The sequence below is a fragment of the Nocardiopsis yanglingensis genome (assembly GCF_045809185.1).
Classification (GTDB): domain Bacteria; phylum Pseudomonadota; class Gammaproteobacteria; order Xanthomonadales; family Xanthomonadaceae; genus Stenotrophomonas; species Stenotrophomonas yanglingensis.
Window position 1 is genome coordinate 39321 of sequence record NZ_JBJNRH010000014.1, and the last position, 19050, is coordinate 58370.

15 protein-coding genes, 1 other RNA gene and 1 pseudogene are annotated in these 19050 nt (G+C 58.7%); 11 read left to right on the forward strand and 6 right to left on the reverse strand.

Annotated features, from left to right (window positions below; genetic code table 11):
• Positions 1 to 82 precede the first annotated feature (82 nt).
• The 8 genes and pseudogenes from ssrA (at position 83) to ACJ7C5_RS16890 (ending at position 8277) form a co-directional block, all read left to right on the forward strand.
• Positions 83 to 475: a transfer-messenger RNA gene (gene ssrA, locus ACJ7C5_RS16855) on the forward strand.
• A gap of 164 nt (positions 476 to 639) precedes the next feature.
• Positions 640 to 759: pseudogene (locus tag ACJ7C5_RS16860) on the forward strand (Arm DNA-binding domain-containing protein); the annotation flags it as partial.
• Positions 707 to 1033 (forward strand): Arm DNA-binding domain-containing protein, encoded by a 327-nt coding sequence (locus tag ACJ7C5_RS16865; protein ID WP_412704610.1) that lies wholly within the window; start codon positions 707 to 709, stop codon positions 1031 to 1033. The pseudogene ACJ7C5_RS16860 and the gene ACJ7C5_RS16865, both read left to right, overlap by 53 nt.
• 923 nt (positions 1034 to 1956) lie before the next feature.
• Positions 1957 to 3204, forward strand: coding sequence for a tyrosine-type recombinase/integrase (locus ACJ7C5_RS16870; protein ID WP_412704543.1), 1248 nt, complete (start codon positions 1957 to 1959; stop codon positions 3202 to 3204).
• A gap of 50 nt (positions 3205 to 3254) precedes the next feature.
• A complete protein-coding gene (locus tag ACJ7C5_RS16875; protein WP_412704544.1) occupies positions 3255 to 3578 on the forward strand; it encodes a type II toxin-antitoxin system RelE/ParE family toxin in 324 nt (107 codons plus the stop codon).
• On the forward strand, positions 3575 to 3916 hold the full coding sequence (locus ACJ7C5_RS16880) for an addiction module antidote protein (RefSeq protein ID WP_412704545.1): 342 nt from the start codon (positions 3575 to 3577) through the stop codon (positions 3914 to 3916). The genes ACJ7C5_RS16875 and ACJ7C5_RS16880 overlap by 4 nt, the downstream gene beginning before the upstream one ends.
• A 126-nt stretch (positions 3917 to 4042) precedes the next feature.
• A complete protein-coding gene (locus ACJ7C5_RS16885; protein ID WP_412704546.1) occupies positions 4043 to 6409 on the forward strand; it encodes an AAA family ATPase in 2367 nt (788 codons plus the stop codon).
• Positions 6406 to 8277 (forward strand): UvrD-helicase domain-containing protein, encoded by a 1872-nt coding sequence (locus ACJ7C5_RS16890; protein ID WP_412704547.1) that lies wholly within the window; start codon positions 6406 to 6408, stop codon positions 8275 to 8277. Before ACJ7C5_RS16885 ends, ACJ7C5_RS16890 begins: the two co-directional genes overlap by 4 nt.
• A gap of 4 nt (positions 8278 to 8281) precedes the next feature.
• On the opposite strand, the gene ACJ7C5_RS16895 is transcribed toward ACJ7C5_RS16890, so the two are convergent.
• From ACJ7C5_RS16895 to ACJ7C5_RS16915, 5 genes are all read right to left on the reverse strand, one after another.
• Entirely contained in the window at positions 8282 to 8854 is a 573-nt protein-coding gene (locus ACJ7C5_RS16895) for a hypothetical protein (RefSeq protein WP_412704548.1), read from the reverse strand.
• Between the two features lie 252 nt (positions 8855 to 9106).
• Complete coding sequence (locus tag ACJ7C5_RS16900) at positions 9107 to 9916, reverse strand: abortive infection family protein (protein WP_412704549.1); 810 nt, start codon at positions 9914 to 9916, stop codon at positions 9107 to 9109.
• 19 nt (positions 9917 to 9935) lie between these two features.
• Positions 9936 to 11897, reverse strand: coding sequence for a DUF3732 domain-containing protein (locus tag ACJ7C5_RS16905; protein WP_412704550.1), 1962 nt, complete (start codon positions 11895 to 11897; stop codon positions 9936 to 9938).
• Positions 11894 to 12382, reverse strand: a complete 489-nt coding sequence (locus ACJ7C5_RS16910; protein ID WP_412704551.1) for a three component ABC system middle component — start codon at positions 12380 to 12382, stop codon at positions 11894 to 11896. The genes ACJ7C5_RS16905 and ACJ7C5_RS16910 overlap by 4 nt, the downstream gene beginning before the upstream one ends.
• Positions 12379 to 13602 carry an ABC-three component system protein gene (locus tag ACJ7C5_RS16915; protein WP_412704552.1) on the reverse strand — a complete coding sequence of 408 codons (1224 nt, stop codon included), beginning with the start codon at positions 13600 to 13602 and terminating at the stop codon, positions 12379 to 12381. Before ACJ7C5_RS16915 ends, ACJ7C5_RS16910 begins: the two co-directional genes overlap by 4 nt.
• Positions 13603 to 14358: 756 nt before the next feature.
• Between ACJ7C5_RS16915 and ACJ7C5_RS16920 the strand changes: the two genes are divergently transcribed.
• The 3 genes from ACJ7C5_RS16920 (at position 14359) to ACJ7C5_RS16930 (ending at position 18385) form a co-directional block, all read left to right on the forward strand.
• Positions 14359 to 15186: a DUF932 domain-containing protein gene (locus ACJ7C5_RS16920; protein WP_412704553.1), complete on the forward strand. Its 828-nt coding sequence runs from the start codon at positions 14359 to 14361 to the stop codon at positions 15184 to 15186.
• 78 nt (positions 15187 to 15264) lie between these two features.
• Positions 15265 to 17313 carry a ParB/RepB/Spo0J family partition protein gene (locus tag ACJ7C5_RS16925; RefSeq protein ID WP_412704554.1) on the forward strand — a complete coding sequence of 683 codons (2049 nt, stop codon included), beginning with the start codon at positions 15265 to 15267 and terminating at the stop codon, positions 17311 to 17313.
• Between the two features lie 757 nt (positions 17314 to 18070).
• A complete protein-coding gene (locus tag ACJ7C5_RS16930) occupies positions 18071 to 18385 on the forward strand; it encodes a DUF736 domain-containing protein (RefSeq protein ID WP_412704555.1) in 315 nt (104 codons plus the stop codon).
• Between the two features lie 66 nt (positions 18386 to 18451).
• Here the strand turns inward: ACJ7C5_RS16930 and ACJ7C5_RS16935 are convergent, their stop codons facing one another.
• Positions 18452 to 18745, reverse strand: coding sequence for a helix-turn-helix domain-containing protein (locus ACJ7C5_RS16935; RefSeq protein ID WP_412704556.1), 294 nt, complete (start codon positions 18743 to 18745; stop codon positions 18452 to 18454).
• Positions 18746 to 19050: the final 305 nt, after the last annotated feature.

Below are 19050 nucleotides of genomic sequence, written 5' to 3' on the forward strand. Positions count from 1 at the left end.
TAAGATCCGTTTCGTTGGGCAGGGTCGGTGTCAGCTTTTTGCCAGCATCGACCCCAGAAGCCTTGCAATGCTTGAAGAAACCGGGGGTGCATTGGTTTCGACGGGGGTTGTGAAGTCGCCTGGCGCATGCCGAGGGGGTAGCTTTCCTCGTAAATCCAGCTGCAAAACTCTAGTTGCCAACGACGACAACTACGCTCCGGTCGCTCTCGCAGCCTAAAAACTGCGGTGTGTGACCTTCTGCCGACTTAGGCGGAGCCTCGAAACTGCTTGTGTCCATGCTCGCAGCGTAGAGTCATTATCATGGAATCGCGCTGGGCGGCTGCCTGTCAGTCCGGCACTAGAACACAACAGGCTGGTTCCCGGGTGCGCTTTGCACACCGTGCTGCTCGGGGATGAGATTCAACGGTGAGCTAAGCATGTAGTGCTGGGGATGGAGTGCCTTCGGACGGCGGTTCAATTCCGCCCACCTCCACCAATACCGGGTCCGCAAGGGTCCACGAAAAGCCGGAATCCCTCGTCAAATAAGGGGTTCCGGCTTTTTCGTTTTCCACCCTTGTCCATGCCGTTCCGTTGCGGGCTATGAGACGGTGGGGGGTATATCTAGGGGTATCGCACCGCCCACGAAAAGCCGATACCCCCATGCCCCTGACCGACGTCGCGATCCGCCGCGCGAAGCCAGCCGACAAACCCCAGAAGCTGTCCGACGCTGGCGGCCTCTACCTCTACATCACCGTGGCCGGCGCCAAGAGCTGGCGCTGGAAGTACCGCTTCGCGGGGGAAGGAGAAGGTGCTGGCGCTGGGCTTGTATCCAGACGTGAGCCTGGCCAACGCCAGGGAGGCGCGAGACGATGCCCAGCGTCTGCTGGCCGGAGGCATCCACCCGGGTGCTCAGAAGAAGGTGCCGTCCTCGCCCACTCCGCCCTCGGTTCAGACACGCAAGCCGATGGATGCTCATGGAGTTCCCTCGCAACTGTGTCTGCAGGTCACCTTTGCCTTCTGGGTTGCCGATTACCCATCCCCTTCGACACACTAACCCTGCATCCAGTTCATACGTCTGGCTTCCCTGGATTCATTCATCCATCACGACTTGTCTTAGGGAGCACTTTCTGCCGATCAGCGACAACTGTCACAAAATCGGGCATCCACGGTTCAGAAGCTCCAGCAAAGGGCCGCTAGACATCCTTGAATCCAAAGCCCAAGTGAAAGTTGACATGAAATCGGCAAAATTCCTATTCCTTGCAATAGCAGTGAGCGCATTAGCCGCCTGCGCCCCAGTCAATCACAATGTTGTGTCTACAGACCCAAGCCTCATTTTTGTGGGCGAGAATCCACCGCCCGGCTTCCCCAAAGAGCACATTGAACACAAAGACCGATTCTGCAGCCGTATCAAAGAGTGGTGGGAACCCGGTCTCATGGTGAAGGGCCAGAAGACTTGGCGAAAGATCTCAAGGGTGGAAACCGTCGAGTGCCCGGCAGGTTGAGATTTTTCTACGAGCAGGGTGGAACAGAACGAAAGGAGCCCACCCGTGAAATCGAGCCACTGGATGACCCCGTACTCGACCTTGTTGGGTAATAGCGGTACCGAACCGGCCGTGGTCGCCGGCCTGCTCTCGTTTATCGGTGCCGACTACGCGTCGCGGAAAGCCTTAACCGCTCTATTCTGTGTTCGGATGACTTGAGGGCTAGAACGCTGTGGCTCGATTGGACCAGCGGCAATAACGGTTCGTCACGAACCGGAGAAGCCCGGAAATTCCACCAACGTGGGTTTCCGGGCTTTTTTATTTCACGATGACTCCAGCACCGAAATTCGCTGGACTACGCCACAGCAAGATACAGCAGGTTTATCAATAACTTAGGCGAGTTCAACATATGCCGGTGCTTTCCGAAACCTGACCTGACTTCCAACCGCCTGACTCCTATCCGGCCCTTGGAACCGGGTCGTTCCAAGGAGTCATCATGGCTAAGATCAAACTCACCAAGTCCGCTGTCGATACGGCGCAACCCCAGGCGGAAGCCGTCGAACTCCGCGACACGCTGGTGCCCGGCTTCCTGTGCAAGATCACCCCGGCGGGACGAAAGGTGTTCATGCTCCAGTACAGGACGAACGCCGGCGAGCGTCGCAAGCCCGCGTTGGGGCTGTACGGAGAGCTGACTGTCGAACAGGCGCGGTCGCTGGCGCAGGAATGGCTCGCCCAGGTTCGCCGGGGCGGCGATCCAGCCGCTGAGAAGGCGCAGGCGCGTCAGGCTCCCACTGTCACGGAGTTGTGCACGAAGTTCATGGAGGACTACTCCAGGAAGCGCAACAAGCTCAGTACTCAGGCCGGCTATCAGGCCGTCATCAATCGCAACATCATCCCGCTGCTAGGCCGCAAGAAGGTTCAGGACGTGAAGCGTCCCGACATTGCCGGGCTCATGGAAAAGCTCTCTTACAAGCAAACCGAGGCGAACAAGGTCTTCAGCGTCTTGCGAAAGATGTTCAATATGGCCGAGGTATGGGGCTATCGGCCCGACGGCACCAACCCTTGCCGCCACGTCCCAATGTTCCCTGCCGGCAAATCCACTCACCTCATCAGCGATGAAGAAATGGGCGACTTGTTCCGGCAGCTCGACAAGATCGAGTCGGAGGGACTAGAGAACTACGTCATCCCTTTGGGCATCCGCCTGCAATTCGAGTTCGCCGGCCGTCGCTCGGAAATCATTGCGCTGGAATGGAACTGGGTTGACTTGCAGAACCGGCGCGTCGTCTGGCCTGACAGCAAGACCGGCGGCATGTCCAAGCCCATGAGCGAGGAAGCCTACCGGCTACTCTCGACTGCACCCCGGCAGGAGGGCAGCCGTTTCGTGCTGCCCTCTCCGAGCCATCCTGGCAAGCATCTGACCACGGGTGAGTATTACGGCGGCTGGAGCCGTGCGCTCAAGGCGGCTGGCGCCAAGCACGTGGGCACGCACGGCATCCGCCACCGCTCTGCGACCGACATTGCCAATTCGGGCATCCCGGTCAAGGTCGGCATGGCGCTGACGGCGCACAAGACCGTCGTGATGTTCATGCGCTACGTTCATACCGAGGACGGCCCGGTGCGGCAAGCAGCCGAATTGGTGGCAAATCGGCGCAAGAACGTGGTGGAGGCGCAGAGCGGCAAGAAGTTACCGTATGACTCGTCGCAAGTCACCAGCCCGGCAATATCGACCCGGCTTGCATCATGAGGGGTTCATTTTGATGTTTGTAATTTATAAGTTACAATGAGGTCTGAGCCATGATTGAAGTCCGGCGATACCAACGCGTGGATGGTGCCGTGCCGCTGGCCGACTGGTTGGTCGATTTGCGGGATGCGCGGGCCCGGGCAAAGCTGGAAATCCGTTTCCGACGGGTGTCCTTGGGCATCTTTGGCGACATCAAGCCGGTCGGCGAAGGTGTCCTGGAACTACGCGAGGACATCGGCCCCGGCTACCGCGTGTACATCGGCCGGCACGGCGCGACGCTGGTCATCCTGCTGTGTGGCGGCGACAAGCGCTCGCAGGATGCGGACATCCAACGGGCCAAAGAATACTGGTTGGATTGGAAACGGAGAAATAAATGAGCAATCGCAAACATGCCGCTTCGGTCTCCCATAACGAAGCCACCATTGCCGAGTTGCGTTCTGATCGAGGCTTTGCGGTGGAGTACCTGAGATCCGCACTGGAGGAACTGGACAGTGCGGAGCATCGCGCTGTCGGCTTGCTCGCTCTGCGCGACGTGGCCGAGGCTTACGGCGGACTGGCAACAGTCGCCCAAGAGGCGGGTATCACCCGTGAAGCGCTCTATCGGGCGCTGTCACCGACAGGCAACCCGACGCTCAAAACCTTATTGGCCGTTTTGCATGCCGTTGGCATGCGGCTGTCTGTTGCGCCGGCTGAGCCGGTATCCGCATACAACTGACCTGTCTCAGGAGTCCGAACGGCCCACGAATAGTTCACTGCCAATGCCAAAATAATTCAGACAGCGGTGGTACCAGATTTGTGCTTCCTACCGCGCCATTAAATAACTAAGAAAAGGGGCGAGAAGATGCACATCCAGCACGTTGAGGTAGGCAACTTCCGGAAACTCAAGGCAGTACGCATAGACTTCTCGGAACAGAAGACCGTTTTTGTTGGCGCCAATAACAGCGGGAAAACTTCCGCAATGGTCGCGCTTCGACGATTCCTCGTGGAACCGTCCGAGTTCAACGTTAATGACCTGACCCTTTCGCATTGGACGAAGATCAATGCATCGGCGGCAGAGTGGGAAACCGCCGTCAAGAACGGTGAACCGCCCCTTGCGCTCGATTGGAGCGATCTTCTCCCGTTCCTGGATGTATGGCTGAACGTCCAGAACAACGAACTGCACTATGTCCAGAAATTGCTTCCTACGCTGGACTGGGCAGGAGGACATCTTGGCGTTCGCCTTCGCCTTGAACCGAAGGATGGCGAAGCGCTGCAGCGAGAGTACCTGAGGGCCAGAACGGCAATCGCCGAACTGCTTGCACAGCCGCTTGCCGTCATCGCCGCCCCCGCTGTCGTGGAATCGGACAATGGCGCCGGCGTGGTCGTCGAAACGGCATCGGTGTCGCCAGCCGTGTCCACCTTTACCTTCTCGCTTTGGCCACAATCCATGATGGACTTCCTCGGCCGCCGATTGCGCGGCTTGTTCACGGTACGCGCCTACCTTCTGGACCCGGCGGAACTCAAAGCTCCACAAGGAGGCTTGGCAACGCCCCAGGTGCTATCCCCCGACAGCGACCCGATCGACGGAGATCCATTCAAGGCACTGATCTGCGTGGATGAGATCAGTGCGCAACGGGGTTTCGGGCATGCCGGTACCACGCGAACTTCCGGTGAGGACGATTCCAAGTTCGATCCGCAGGAGTCGCGCGGCGGAAAAAAACTCTCCGCGCAACTGCGCTCGTACTACCAGCAGCACCTAGACCCACACGACAAGCCGGAACCCAGTGACTTGCAAGCATTACAGGCGCTCCACGAGGCCGAAGCCGCCTTCGAAGCACGTCTCACCGAGGGCTTCGCCGCTGCATTGAAGGAACTAGAGCACATTGGCTATCCAGGCGTCACAGACCCGAAGCTGACGATTACTACCCGGATCAAGCCAACGGATAGCCTGAACCACGGCTCAGCTGTTCAATACGAAGTGCCCACGCATTTGGCAGAGCCCACGAAGGGGCATCGCTTGCCGGAAGACTCGAATGGCCTGGGATACCAGAACCTTGTTTCGATGGTGTTCGGGTTGATGAGCTTCCGTGATAGGTGGATGCGCGTCGGCAAGGCCGGCAGTTCCATCACCGCTGAAGACGGTTTTGTCCCTCCTCTTCACCTGGTGCTCGTCGAAGAGCCAGAAGCACACTTACATGCCCAAGTGCAGCAGGTGTTCATCAAGCAGGCGTATGCCGTACTCCGAAAACATCCCCAACTAGGCGACGCTCCTGCTCTGAAAACCCAACTGGTTGTCAGCACGCATTCCAGCCATCTCGCGCATGAATGTGAGTTCGCTTCCCTGCGGTACTTCCGCAGGCTACCTGCGCCTGCCGAACCGGGTGCAGTGCCGGTTGCGTCTGTAGTCAACCTCTCGGAAGTTTTCGGTGGAACCCTCCCAACTGAGCAGTTCGTCACTCGCTATCTCAAAGCCACACACTGTGATCTGTTCTTCGCAGACGGCGCAGTGCTGGTCGAAGGGCCGGCAGAACGAATCCTCGTGCCGCATCTTGTTCGCGAACGTCTCGACTACGAGTATCTGCGGCGTTGCTACATAACCTGGCTGGAGATCGGCGGAAGCCATGCGCACCGACTTAAGCCGTTGCTGGAGCATCTTGGACTCACCACGTTGATCGTGACCGACATCGACGCGAAAGATGGCACGTCGGGTGCAGCCTTGCCCCCAAAGCGCAACAGCGGCCAAAAGGCGCGGAATGAAACACTGAAGTCGTGGATTCCCGCCGAGGACTCGCTGGATGGCCTGCTCGACAAAACCGACGCTGACCTTGTCAAGGAAGATCCGAGCGGATACGCGATACGGGTGGCCTATCAGCAACCGATCAAGCTGGGCTTCAAATCGAAGCCTCCGGCCGAGGCACTGGCAAATACCTTCGAGGATGCACTCCTTTACGAGAATTCGGCCCTGTTCGCCGACCTGGCCGGCCATGGGCTCATTGCGAAATTCCGGGATGCCCTGGCGAATAGCGCAGACCTGGATGCTTTAGCAGGGGCCGTTCACTCAGCCTTGAAGTCGGGGAATAAAGCTGAATTCGCACTCGACCTTTTGTACAGCGACAAGATCGAAACGCTAAAAGTACCCGCCTATATTCATGAAGGTCTTGCGTGGCTCACAGCTCAGTTGAAGCGCAAGGAACAGGATGTCATTGGCAAGACTAAGGTGGCTGCATGACAGTGGCCGTGGATGCGACAGACAACGATCTGGACAATCCGGCCGATGAGGAGATTGCGGCGTGCCTTGATCTTGCAGCGCCTCGAAGTTTCTTTCTGTTCGCCGGCGCGGGCTCCGGTAAGACGCGCTCACTAGTCAAGGCGCTCGATCATGTGCGACGGGCGCACGGGGAGACGCTTCGGCTCCGTGGCCAGCGGGTCGGGGTTATTACATATACCAACGCCGCGTGTGACGAGATCAACCGCCGCTTGGAATTTGACCAAACCATTGCCGTCTCGACGATCCACAGCTTTGCCTGGTCTCTCATCAGTGGCCTGAACCACGATATCCGCGTGTGGCTGCGGACGAATCTCGTCATGGAAATCGCAGAACTAAACGCACTCGAGGCTAAAGGCCGTAGCGGAACCAAGGCGTCGGCGGAGCGCATCAGCAAGATGGCGTCCAAGGGCAAGCGGCTGGCCAATTTGAATACCGTTCGTCGCTTCGTCTACAGCCCTTCCGGGGACAATCGGGGCCGAGATGCGCTCAACCATAGCGAAGTCATCAAGATATCGGCCGCCTTCTTGCAGACCAAGCCGGCGATGCAGAGCATTCTGGTCGGGCGCTATCCAATCTTGCTTATCGACGAGAGCCAAGACACCAACAAACTTCTGATCGATGCCTTGTTCACGGTTCAGTCCAACCATAAGGCTAGTTTCGCGCTCGGCCTGCTCGGGGACATGATGCAGAGGATCTACAGTGATGGCAAAGAAGGGCTGGGGCAAATCTTGCCGAGTGACTGGGCCAAGCCTGGGAAGCGCCTAAATCATCGCTGCCCCAAGCGCGTAATCAGCCTGATCAACAAGATTCGGAAGTCTGTTGACGGCCAGGAACAAGTTCACCGTACCGACAGTGTCGAAGGCCTGCTCCGGCTTTTTATCATGCCCAGTGACACTGCCGACAAGCCCGCCGCCGAGCGGGCGGTAGCAGCGCACATGGCGATGCTTACGGCGGACGATGGATGGAAGAGCGCCGAGACCTACAAGAGCCTCACCCTTGAGCATCGGATGGCAGCGCGGCGAATGGGATTCCTGGAGATGTTCGTTCCCCTCCACGATGTGGAGGGCTTCCGAACGGGTCTTCTGGACGGCAGCTTATCTCTTGTTCGCTTCTTCTCTGAGCAACTTCTACCACTGGTGGTCGCACAGCGACGCAATGATCGATTCGCTGTCGCGCGTATCATCCGAACGCTGTCTCCACTCCTCAGTGGTGACAACCTTCGGGCCACCGAGGACCAGTCGACGCAATTGCGGCACGCGCAGGAAGCAATCAACAACCTGATGTCACTTTGGCATGCCGGCGCCGAGCCGACTTTTGGCGAGGTGTTGCGCAACGTGGCGTCCAGTGGATTGTTCGCCGTGCCTGACTCCCTCCGACCAAATGTTGACCGCGACGTATCGCTGGATGCCTTACAGGAGGACGGCGAAGATGACGCCGTCGATCGGCAGACCGAAAGAGCAACAGCGATTGAAAAATTTCTCGCGGCGCCTTTTTCACAGATCGAACCCTATGCCACCTATGTTTCCGGCAAGGCGCATTTTGACACGCACCAAGGCGTCAAGGGGCTGGAGTTTCCGAGGGTCATGGTCATCATGGACGACGCCGAAGCCCGAGGCTTCCTGTTTAGCTATGAGAAGCTCTTTGGTGGGAAGGAAGCGGGTGATACCTCGGTTGAATCCACACGACGGTTGTTCTATGTCACGTGCAGCCGAACTGAAGGTAGTTTGGCGTTAGTGGCCTATTCGACGCAGCCGGATCGAGTTCGTCAATTCGTTCTGAGAGAAAAGTGGTTCGAGCCGGAAGAGGTCGTGGTCGGTGTTCCGAATTGAAGAATCATCCCCAGCCGAAATGCTCTACCAGTTGCCGCCGATAGATCGTATCAACTTCGGCAGGCGCGTTCCGAACGTAGTTCTCGGCTTTTCTTAGAGCCGTCTCGTCGAGCCTGCGCAAATGTGCAAGCACATCGTCGATGGACGGCAGCACACCACGGCCGGCTTTGAAGCCACACGGCAAATTGGTCCAGACCACCCCATCAAGCCCCTGAGCCAAACCCCACGCAGCGATGGCATCTGCTTCCATGCCATATTGAGTATCGCTCTCTCGGTCCCAAAAACCAATCGACTCGCTGATCCACTTCGGCGCTGCCTTTGGGTATTCGCGATATCCAAGGTTTCTCACTGCCGACTGAACGTCAGGTTGATTCAAGAGTATCCACCGAGTCGGAACCCGCGCTGCTGTGGGACAAATGACGAGTGTGATGTGTCCGTCGGCGGATTCGCGTGCGAACTCGACAGGCAACAGCGGACCATCGTTGATCCATGACCCAAGGGTCATCAGGCATCCAGGGGTTCCAATCAAGGAGCCCCAGCCGATACAGGCAATTCTGAGTTCTGCTTTGTCGGTCATGGCATCTTCTTACCGCATTGATGGCAACGAAGCGTAGTGATAGTACGTTCGATATTGTTGAAATCCGCACGTCCCCGTCTGTTTCGCGAGCAAGCGCCATGCCTCGTTCCGAGTCACGGCCAACTCGACCGCAAGTCTTGTTGGCGGCATTGCATGCGATGCGTATGCAATGCCTAAGGCACCCGCCGAGCCCGGCGTATTACACCCCTGAACCACTGAATTTCCAGCCCAACAGACATAGCCGCACACTGTTCAAGCACTCCGAATCGTGCCGAGCCAGCGCTCCATCACAAAAATCACAATAGTGTGCGATGCATGGACAGCCAACCGCGCGTCAGAGGCCACGATTCTGGGCGGCTCGATGCCGCGGCCATGTGCTGAACCGATATGTGTTCGGTAGGCGCCGACGCCATCCACAATCGACGCGAGGCCTTGCAATATCCGCTTCTGATCGTCCTGCAACGTAGGATCGACATTGAGGCCCAGATGCAGTTGGACGACCTTCCAAAGGGGGCCGATCGTCTGCTTCGATGGCATCTCCAGCCCGTGCGTCTCGATATACGTCTTGCACAATGCTTCGATAATGGCGCTCGCCGCAGTGATCGCGGCATGTGGATCGCGATCAACTTGCAAGATGGCACGCTCGAACTCTGCCTCGATAGACGAAAAGTCGCCAGCCTTGAAAAAATCCGCGAGTGACTTTGCGGCCGGGCTCGCTCCTGTCAGAGTGATGAACCCGCTCATCTGATAGGTCAACTGGTTCTTAGCCAAACTGGCCCGGATGCGCTCTTGTCCGGGGCCAATCTTCTGGTTCCAGTCGTCGGGTTCCAGGTCCATGAACTTCTGGATGACCTGGCCAAGCACTTGCATGGGATCGACGGTGGAGTCATCGTTGCAACGACTAAGCCAACGACTGCACTTCATTTCGCAGTTTCCTTCGGGCACGTCTCCCGGAGCCCCACTCTCCATAAACAGAGAGTTAAGTGTTGAATGGCTGTAGTAATACTCGGCAAGAACAGAAGATACGGCACCAATCACGGAGTTCGGAATCTTGCTGGTCATGGTTCTTCCGTTTTTCTGATCACGACGATGACCGAGACATCAACGGCCAATCTTCCGGCACTAGTGCGGGCGGTTTGGTCCAAGGCTGCTCGACCAAAGCATCTTGGAACCACTGATCTCGAAGATTAGCGTGTTCAGTCACGATGAGTTGGAAGCCCGGGACATCCTTCTTCGTAAAATTCAGCAACAGTTCGAACAATCGACGGACAGCCGCCAGGTCGGCGTCTGCTTCTGTCTTCTGGACGGTTCCATCCGCTTCTTGATAAATCTTTTCCGATGGGAAATAGACTTGGGTGGGCTGATCGATGAGCAGGAACTGAGGGATAGGGCAATTATTTTTCGAGGCGAAAAGGTGCAGTGCCAACAAAGCTGAGAGGTGGTAGGCCAGATGGTTCTCACCGCCGCCCGTTCGGCTCATGGGAACCGGACGATCCGGACGATCGAAAACGATGGTGAGATGATTTAGGTCGAGTCGCGCGGGGAAGGCACTGAACTCTGCCTCGAAGGTCTGTATGTACCGTGACACTTGAGCCGAGATGTTGTTCAAAATCGAAGTCAATCGGTCGTGGCTGTCGTCGGCACCGACCTTCTTCTCCAGCTCCTCAACCTTGAACTTCAGGCGGCGGTGCTCTGCCTCGCGCGCGGCCAATTCCGCATTGGGCACTAGATTCTCCAGGAATAGGCTGATGCGACCAACAACCCGCGCCGCCGCATTATTGCGCGTCCCCATTTGTGCAATAACTTCGTTCGCGGCGATCGCTGCGGAAAGCTCTGCTTCCTTGCTCTTTATCGCGTCTACAACCTCTCGCACCTTTTCATCCTGTTCCGCTAGGTATGCCTCCAATTTGGGGCGTTGACCAGCGACGATGCTCATTTCCTCGTCGAGTGTCGCCAACTCGTTGAGGAGCATTTTCGCGACAGGAGACTCCAGAGCCAGATTCGCTTCGCAGAATGGCCACTGCCATTCACCCGTCTCCGGATTCTTAGGAAGCGCCTTGATGGACGCGAGCCGGTCTTTTTGCTCCAGCGCTTCACTTTCAAAACCGCCGGCCTGTTTAGAAAACTGACGAGCAGCGTCGATCTTGGATTGGACCTCGCGCCGATCCTTTCGTAGCTGGCCAATCTCCTCCTCAAGCCGGGATATTCTGTGACCATCATCCTCTGGGACTGAGGTCGGCTTCCATTGCAGGGCAGTGCGCAAGGCATCAATCACGCCATCGGCCCCAGCTTGTTGACTCTCCGGCGCAATGATGCCGACTGCCTTGGCCTCCGAGAAAAGACCGATACCCTTCTGCTGGGATGTATCAATGGCATCACGTGCCTGTTCGAGGAGCTTTGCGTTGAGCTTCAGCTCTCGTTGCGCCGCGCGCAGCTTAGCTTCCAACTCGTACCGATCGTTGGAAGAGATACCAAGGAGAATCGGCAGCGTGTCGCGGATCGCTTGTGGCTGAAACCCTTCATTCTGGCGATAGAAAAGTTGATCCTTGTTGGCGACGATGCCTTGCTTCTGGAACAGGTAGTAGTACGTGTGCTTGACATTGGCGTCATAGCTCTCTCGGCTATGCTCCATCGCGACATCCGTGCGATTCTCCGGGATGCCAAGCAACCGCGATAGCAGCGCTACCACCGCATCGTCATCGGTATTAACCACCAGTTCCTGGAAGTCAGGGACTGTCAGTTGATTTCCCCTTCGCTGCATTGCGGTGCTACAGCTTGTACCGCCGGCGGTTGGCGTGGGCTTTGCGATCAATACTTGTTCTTGAGGGAACTGATAGATCACAGCGAACCATGCGACCTTATCGCGAATGATGCCCTCCGGAACATTGAAGGTCGAGCGCCCCATACAGTATTCGATGATCTCGGAGAGCGCCGATTTCCCGGTAGAGGAGCGACCGGTGATCACGTTCAAGCCGTCCACCTTGAACTTTACATCTCGGCGCTGGGCGTCGTGACTGTAGATATGGATCGACTTGATTTTCATGGACGTATCCCAAAGGTCGTGTACACCGTCACGCGGTCTGCGATGCGGGCAAATTCTTTTCCTACGATGCGCGCGACGCGCTGGCAGGAGACGGATTCGTCGGTTCCTGTTACGGATTTTCGAACACGTTTCGCCACGATTTTCAATCGACCATCCTGCGATACGACAAAGCATCCCCGTTCCATCAGTACGCCAAAAGCTTCGAGGGCAAATGGCAGCAAGTCACTGACGCGTTCAGCGAAGCCAACCAGCAACTGAGGGTTTTTTTCGACAGTCTTCAGAAGATAGCTACGGGAACTGCCCGCAATCACTTCACGAGAGTCTTTTTGCAAACACAACGGCAAGACCAACAGCGCAAGAGAGAATGGCATGCCATCCGCGTTCTCCTCTTCGTAGCCTTGCAACGCTCTGAACAGCACCAGGCCGCAGAAAGCGGGATTAAAAAGATTTTTGACTTCGAATGGCCGTTGATCCCATCGTTTCATTCCGCGGCCCCCAATAACTGGCCGACACGATTGAGGAAACGAGGATGCCAATACACCCTCGGAAGCGGTCGGCTGTTCGCAAGAATATGAAATCCTCCCCGAACAACATAGGGTTCGGTCACACGCTCCCGAATGCGCAGCGTGCTGCTGTCGCCAATCTCCAAGTCAACCCATCGATACAGCGCTTTTCCCGCTTCCAGGAGAACCGCGTCGGCACTTTCCTCATCGAGCTCTTCGAAGACAACGTCTCGGTAGCGGCTCCACTCATCGACGAGACGGTCTTCGTACTCTTCCATTTCTCCTGAGATCAAGAGGCTTTCGCGAGCCCAGGAGGACCGCTGCTCGAACGCCCTGTAATAGTCCAGAATGGCATTGCGGATACGGTTGGAGGCGATACCGATTTCTCGCAATTGCACAACGAAAAGGCGTGGATCGTTGTCCGCATCGATTTCTCCAGTGGGTACCTTGCCTCTGAATGTGATCGGGAGGTTGTCCGATTTGTACTCCTCGGCAAACGCGGAAAGTTTGTCCGAGATCTCGTAGCCAAAGATTGCATCAGTGCGCTTTCCGACCAACAGGTTGACGATGGTGTCATTCCACCATCCTTCTAGGCGCTCGAAGATAGCGTCCCGATTGTCGCGTCGGATGCTGCGCATATGCTGATCTTTGATAATTGAAGGCACTTCCTGGATGCGCGGCCCGCCATCAAATATCACGATGCGTGAGAGAAAATCATCCTTCTCATCATCATTGAGTTTATGGAACTCGGCCGCGATTTCACTGATGAGTTTCGACTCAGATTTGGCAAGAACATCGGCTGCAATCTGAGACAACGACACCGCCTCGTCGTCTACTGCCGGTGGTTCAAGCAGAAAGCGTCGTAAGAACGAGGTATCTGAAACAATGCCCGTCGAAAATAGAAAGAAGCGAAGATTGGCCTCGCTTCGACCATCACGGTTATAGCGAGCCAGCCAGATTCGCACAGACTTCCAGAAGTCTGTGGACAGGTCTGTCAAGCGATCACCGACTCCCTTGTGCTTGAGGGAGGCCAGCGTTTTGACACCGTCCTTGTCGATAAAATCAAGATCGTCGTCCTTCTCAATCAAGACGGACGTGCTTTCGGGGAGCTGCAAGAGTTTGAGTAAGGCGAAGCGTGGCTGATAGATATATCCGAGACCTTGCTCGCCAGCTGAATACTGATCGGTGGAAGGCTCTGCCATGCTCAAGTCCTTGCATCGATTTTCTGCAGCCAGAATGCCGCGTTTCTTGCACCGAATAGAAACGGTACCTGCAACAGCGATTCAATATCGGCTAACGAGATTTCCATTTGTCCCCCGGAGTTTTGGCTGCGAACCACCGTTTTAGTGACTAATTATCTCTGAATAGTAACAAATCGCTTCAAACAATTTGAACGAAATCGCTTCGCCGTCCCTTTTCTCGGGTAAGCCCGAAGACGGGTGTGTCTTATAAGCTAGCTCATTCTGGGGGGAGCGTCCCCGGCCCGCAAAAACATGGCCGGGCGCGCTGTCGTGCTGCGCATCGAGCCTCGCTGCGCGAGTCGCGCCCCCTTCGGGCTTCCATCGCTGACGCCTACGGCCCGGCTTCCAGCTTCGGGCCTGCGCGCTTCGCTTGCGTGCGGTCGGCACAAAGGGATGGCCGTTGCCTTGTTCAGCCGTCTTTCCTGACTCCATCACCTTGCTCGCGACTGTAGCCCGCGGCCGTGTGCCGTCAAGGCGCGCAGGGCCGTGTCCTCGGCTGCGCCTGTGGGCCGCACCAACCCTGCGCTTGTCTCCTTGACGGCCCCCGTCCACGGACTCCCTTCCGTCGCGGGCGATGAACTCAGGAAAGACGGTGGCAACGAGGCCAACCGGGTTCTTCGTGCCGACCGCACCGAACAGCCGAAAGGCTGGGCTCCGAATCTTGGAATCCGGTGTGCGGTTTGAACAGCCAACCCTTTTTTTGTCAGGAGAAAGACCATGCAACTCGCCTCCCGTTTCGCTTCCCATTCCCCAACGCTGCGCAGCGACTACCCGCTGTCCGACGACCAAATCCGCCGCGTGGCCCCGTCCATCTTCGCGGACGCCCCGCACGAAAGCCGCTCGGAACGGTATGCCTACATCCCTACCGCTGCCGTGCTGGCCGAATTGCGCAAGGAAGGGTTTGAACCCTTCATGGCAGCGCAAACCCGCGTGCGGCACGACGACCGCCGCGACTACACCAAACACATGCTGCGCCTGCGCCATGCCAGCCAGATCAACGGCGCGGAAGCCAATGAAATCGTGCTGCTGAACTCCCATGACGGCACGAGCAGCTATCAGATGTTGGCCGGGATGTTCCGGTTTGTATGCAGCAATGGCCTTGTCTGCGGCGACACGGTGGCGGACGTGCGCGTGCCACACAAAGGCGACGTGGCCGGACACGTCATCGAAGGCGCTTACGAAGTGTTGAGCGGTTTCGACCGGGTGAAGGAATCCCGCGATGCCATGCACGCCATCACCTTGAACGATGGCGAATCCGAAGTGTTCGCCCGTGCCGCGCTGGCCCTCAAGTACGACGACCCCGATAAGCCTGCGCCCGTCACGGAATCGCAAATTTTGATGCCGCGCCGCTTCGACGATCGCCGCCCGGACTTGTGGAGCGTGTTCAACCGCACCCAAGAAAACCTGACCCAAGGCGGTTTGCGCGGGCGCAGCGCCAACGGACGCCGCCAGCAGACCCGTCCGGTGCAGGGCATCGACCAAAACATCCGACTGAACCGCGCGCTTTGGCTGCTGGCCGATGGCATGCGCCAGTTGAAAGCCTGAATCCCCACGCGGCAGGGGCAGGCAGCAGCCCTTGCCGCTTCTCTCGCTGCTGCATCCCAACCGCTAGGAGTTATCACCATGAACGCTGTACTCAAAACCGAAACCATCGCCATCGAAACCGCCGCGCCGCTGGAAGTGGCCGACCCGACCAAGAACCTGATCTTGGTTCCGCTGTCGCAACTGTTGCCGCGCCGCTCCAAGCGCAACGTGCGCACGACCCCGCGCCAGTCCATCCCCGAACTGGCCGCGAGTATTGCCCGTGTCGGGCTGCTGCAAAACCTCATCGTCATCCTGTCCGCCGATGGCGGGCAGTACGAAGTCGTCGCAGGCGACCGCCGACTAACCGCCTTGAAGCTGCTGGCGAAGAAGAAGCGCATCGCCGCCGACTACGAGGTGCCGTGCCTGCTGGTGGCCGATGCGTCCGCCCGTACCGTGAGCCTTGCCGAGAACGTGCAGCGCGAGGCCATGCACCCCGCCGACCAGTTCGCGGCCTTCGCCGCGCTGGTCAAGGAAGGTCGCCCGGTGGAAGACATTGCCGCCGACTTCGGCGTGTCCCCGCTGGTGGTGCAGCGCCGCCTGAAGCTGGCGAATGTCTCGCCGCGCCTGCTGACCGACTACCGCGCCGGAGCCGCAACGCTGGAACAGTTGATGGCCTTGACCATCACCGACGACCACGGCGCGCAGGAAGCCGCGTTCTATGGTGCGCCCGAATGGCAACGTGGTGCGTCCGCACTGCGCGAACGCCTGACCGAGCGCGAAATCGACGCCACGCATCCGCTGGTGCGCTTCGCCGGGCTGGACGCCTACACGGCGGCGGGCGGCGGCATCCGCCGTGACCTGTTCGCCGAAGGCGATGCCGGAACCTACCTCACAGATGCCGCGCTGCTGGAAACGCTGGTGCGCGCCAAGCTGGACGCGCTGGCCGAGGACGTGCGCAGCGAAGGTTGGGCGTGGGTGGAAGCCGTGCCGCATTTGAGCCATGCCGAGCGGCAGGCTTTCCAGAACGCACCGCGCCAGCGCCGCGAACCGAGCGCCCGCGAATCCCGCCGCATCGCTTCGCTGCAAACTCGGCTCGACAAGATCGACGCCGAACTGGAAGAAGCCTACGACGCCGAGGACGAGGGCAAGGCCGAGGCGCTGGAACCGCGCCGCGAGCAGGTGGCCGAGGAACTGCAGGCCATCGAAGAAGCCTTGCGGGGCTATGCCCCGGACGTGCGCGCCGTGGCTGGTGCCGTCATCACTCTCGACCGCGAAGGCGAAACCGTGATTCATCGCGGGTTGCTGCGCGAAGCCGAAGCCAAGGCGCTGCGCACGCTGGAAAAGCTGCGGCAGGGTTTCGGCACAGGCGAAGGCGAGAACGACGAGGAAGGCGACGACGCCGACGAAACGTCTAAGACCGCGAGCCTGTCCGACCGGCTGGCGCAGCGATTGAGCGCACACCGTACCGCCGCGCTGCAAATCGAAGTCGCCCGGCATCCACACATCGCACTGGCCGCGCTGGTGCATGGCATGGTGCAGACCGTCTTGCAGGATGGCTATGGCAACGGCCTGCCGCTGGGCGTGCGCCTGACCGTGAAAGACCGGCTCGACACCTTGGCCCCAGACTGGCCGGAATCGCCTGCCGCCGTGGCGCTGCGCGAGTTGCAACAGGTCGCGGGCGAGGTGTTGCCGCAGGACAGCGCCGAACTGTTCACGGTGCTGCTGGCGAAGCCGCAGGACGAGCTGGTGCGACTGCTGGCCCTGTGCGTCGCGTCCACCGTGGACGTGGTGACGCCCCGTGCAGCGCAGCGCCAGCCCGGCGCGGAACTGGCGCAGGCCGTGGGCCTCGACATGGCCGCATGGTGGAAGCCGACCGCCGAAGGCTATTTCCGGCACATCGCCAAGCCCGCGATTCTGGAAGCAGTGGGGCAGTTCGCCACGGCACACGCCACCCGGCTGGCGAAGTTGAAGAAGAGCGACATTGCCAGCGAAGCCGAGCGGCTGGCGGACGGCACCGGCTGGATGCCTGCCGTGTTCCAGACCGGGCACGATACGGAGCCGCAGGAAAGCGTGCCGGAGGCGGCGGGCGAAACGGATGCGCCAGAAGATACCGCCGACGAAGTGGAAGCCCACGCGCTGGCCGCGTGAGGGTGCAGCATGGCCCCGGCGCGTTGCGCCGGGGTTTCCCGCTGAACCGGTCGCAGCAGAAATGCCGCGCCCGGTTTCAACGTCCACAACAAAATCGCCACGTCGCCGCCTTTAACCAGGCGGCGACGTGGCGAGCGCACAAGTGCCTTGCGCGCGATACGGCGATCGATGCCCGCCGATGCGGGCAAGGTTTCGATGACGCCCCGCCGCAATGGGCGAGGCATGTGGGGCTACGCCCCGGCTTGCTGCGGCAGGTTGCGCAAAAGCGTGCCGTCCATGACGCTGGCGGTTCATCGCCTGTACGTCACGAAGGACGGTTCACCGACACGCGCCCGGCCTCACTTATGGAACTTCCACGCCACGCCTCAAGCTCGGGGTCGCAAGCTGCGGCAAGGGTGTTTTCGCCTTGTCGCTGGAGTGTTGGCCTTGCCGCATCAGGGCACAAGCCGGTGAAACCGTCGCGCGGGGATGTCGAGTCGGCCATGTCTCCTTTCGGGAGCGGTCGGCCTGTATGTCCTTGGGCTGTTGTGAATCCTGGCGAGGGCACGGCTGCGCCTTGGGCTTCATGGCCGCAACCTTCCAGCGCAAACAATTTCCCCGCCGCTGCGCGGCTTCCTCGCGAGACAAATTGTTTGCGCTTCCAGGTTCTCCACGGTGTTGCGACCGCTGCGCGGTGCGGCTCGCCCATTCCCCGCCAACCGGATCACAACAAGGACGCACTGGCGCGATCTTGTTTCAACCCGAAAGGAAAATCATCATGGCTAACATCGGCAACTTCACCGCAGACAAAGACGGTTTCACCGGCACGCTCCGCACCCTGACGCTCAACGTCAAGGTCAAGCTGGTTCCCAACGACAAGGGCAACAACGAAAACGCCCCCGACTTCCGCCTGCAGGCGGCAAGCCACGACATCGGCGCGGCGTGGAAAAAGACCAGCGAAGCCGGGCGGGATTACCTGTCAGTGACCCTCGACGATCCTTCGTTCCCGGCAACGGTCTATGCCCGCCTGATTGAAGGCGAGGACGGCACGCGCGATCTGATCTGGTCGCGCAGCAAACCTCAAGCGGCCTGACGGCCGCCACTTCGCCCCGCCCATTGCGGCGGGGCGAAGTGCTGCTAGTCGCAGCACCGCGCGCGCCTACGGCGCGTCGCGCTTCTTCAAGATTGCCTCCAGCTCCTGGCGCACCTGCGCCTGAAGCTGATCGGCCTTGTGCGGGCTGTCGCCGGCGTAGGCCAGCGTCAGCAGCGTGAGCGGATGCACTTCCATGACCTCGCACAGCTCGGTCAGTTTGTGCAGAGTCGGACTTTTCAGATCGCGTTCTAACGAACTCATATAGGTGCGGCTCGACACGTCAGAAAACGCTTCCTGGCTTAAGCCGCGCGCTTTTCTGACCGTCCGTATTGCCGTTGCCAATGAGTTTTTAGCCGCCACCAATGGTTTTTCCTATAAAACCAAGATGACAACCCATTGCGCCCTATAGGGCTACAATCTATAGTGTTCAATTGGTGTTGTTGTTTTCCGTATTTGTGCCTTTAAGGAAATCCGCATCTGAGGATTTCGCCAGAACCGGGGAGCCGCATTCGTGCCTTTCCTGACATCCACAATTCCGCATCTGCGTTTCTGTGCATGGTCGGATTCGATAGCTTGCGCATCCGTGCTTGCGCACGAAAGCGCATATCCGGCTTGGCGGTTCCGTGCTTCGCCGGAAAAGCGTGTTTGTGCATTCGCAGATACGT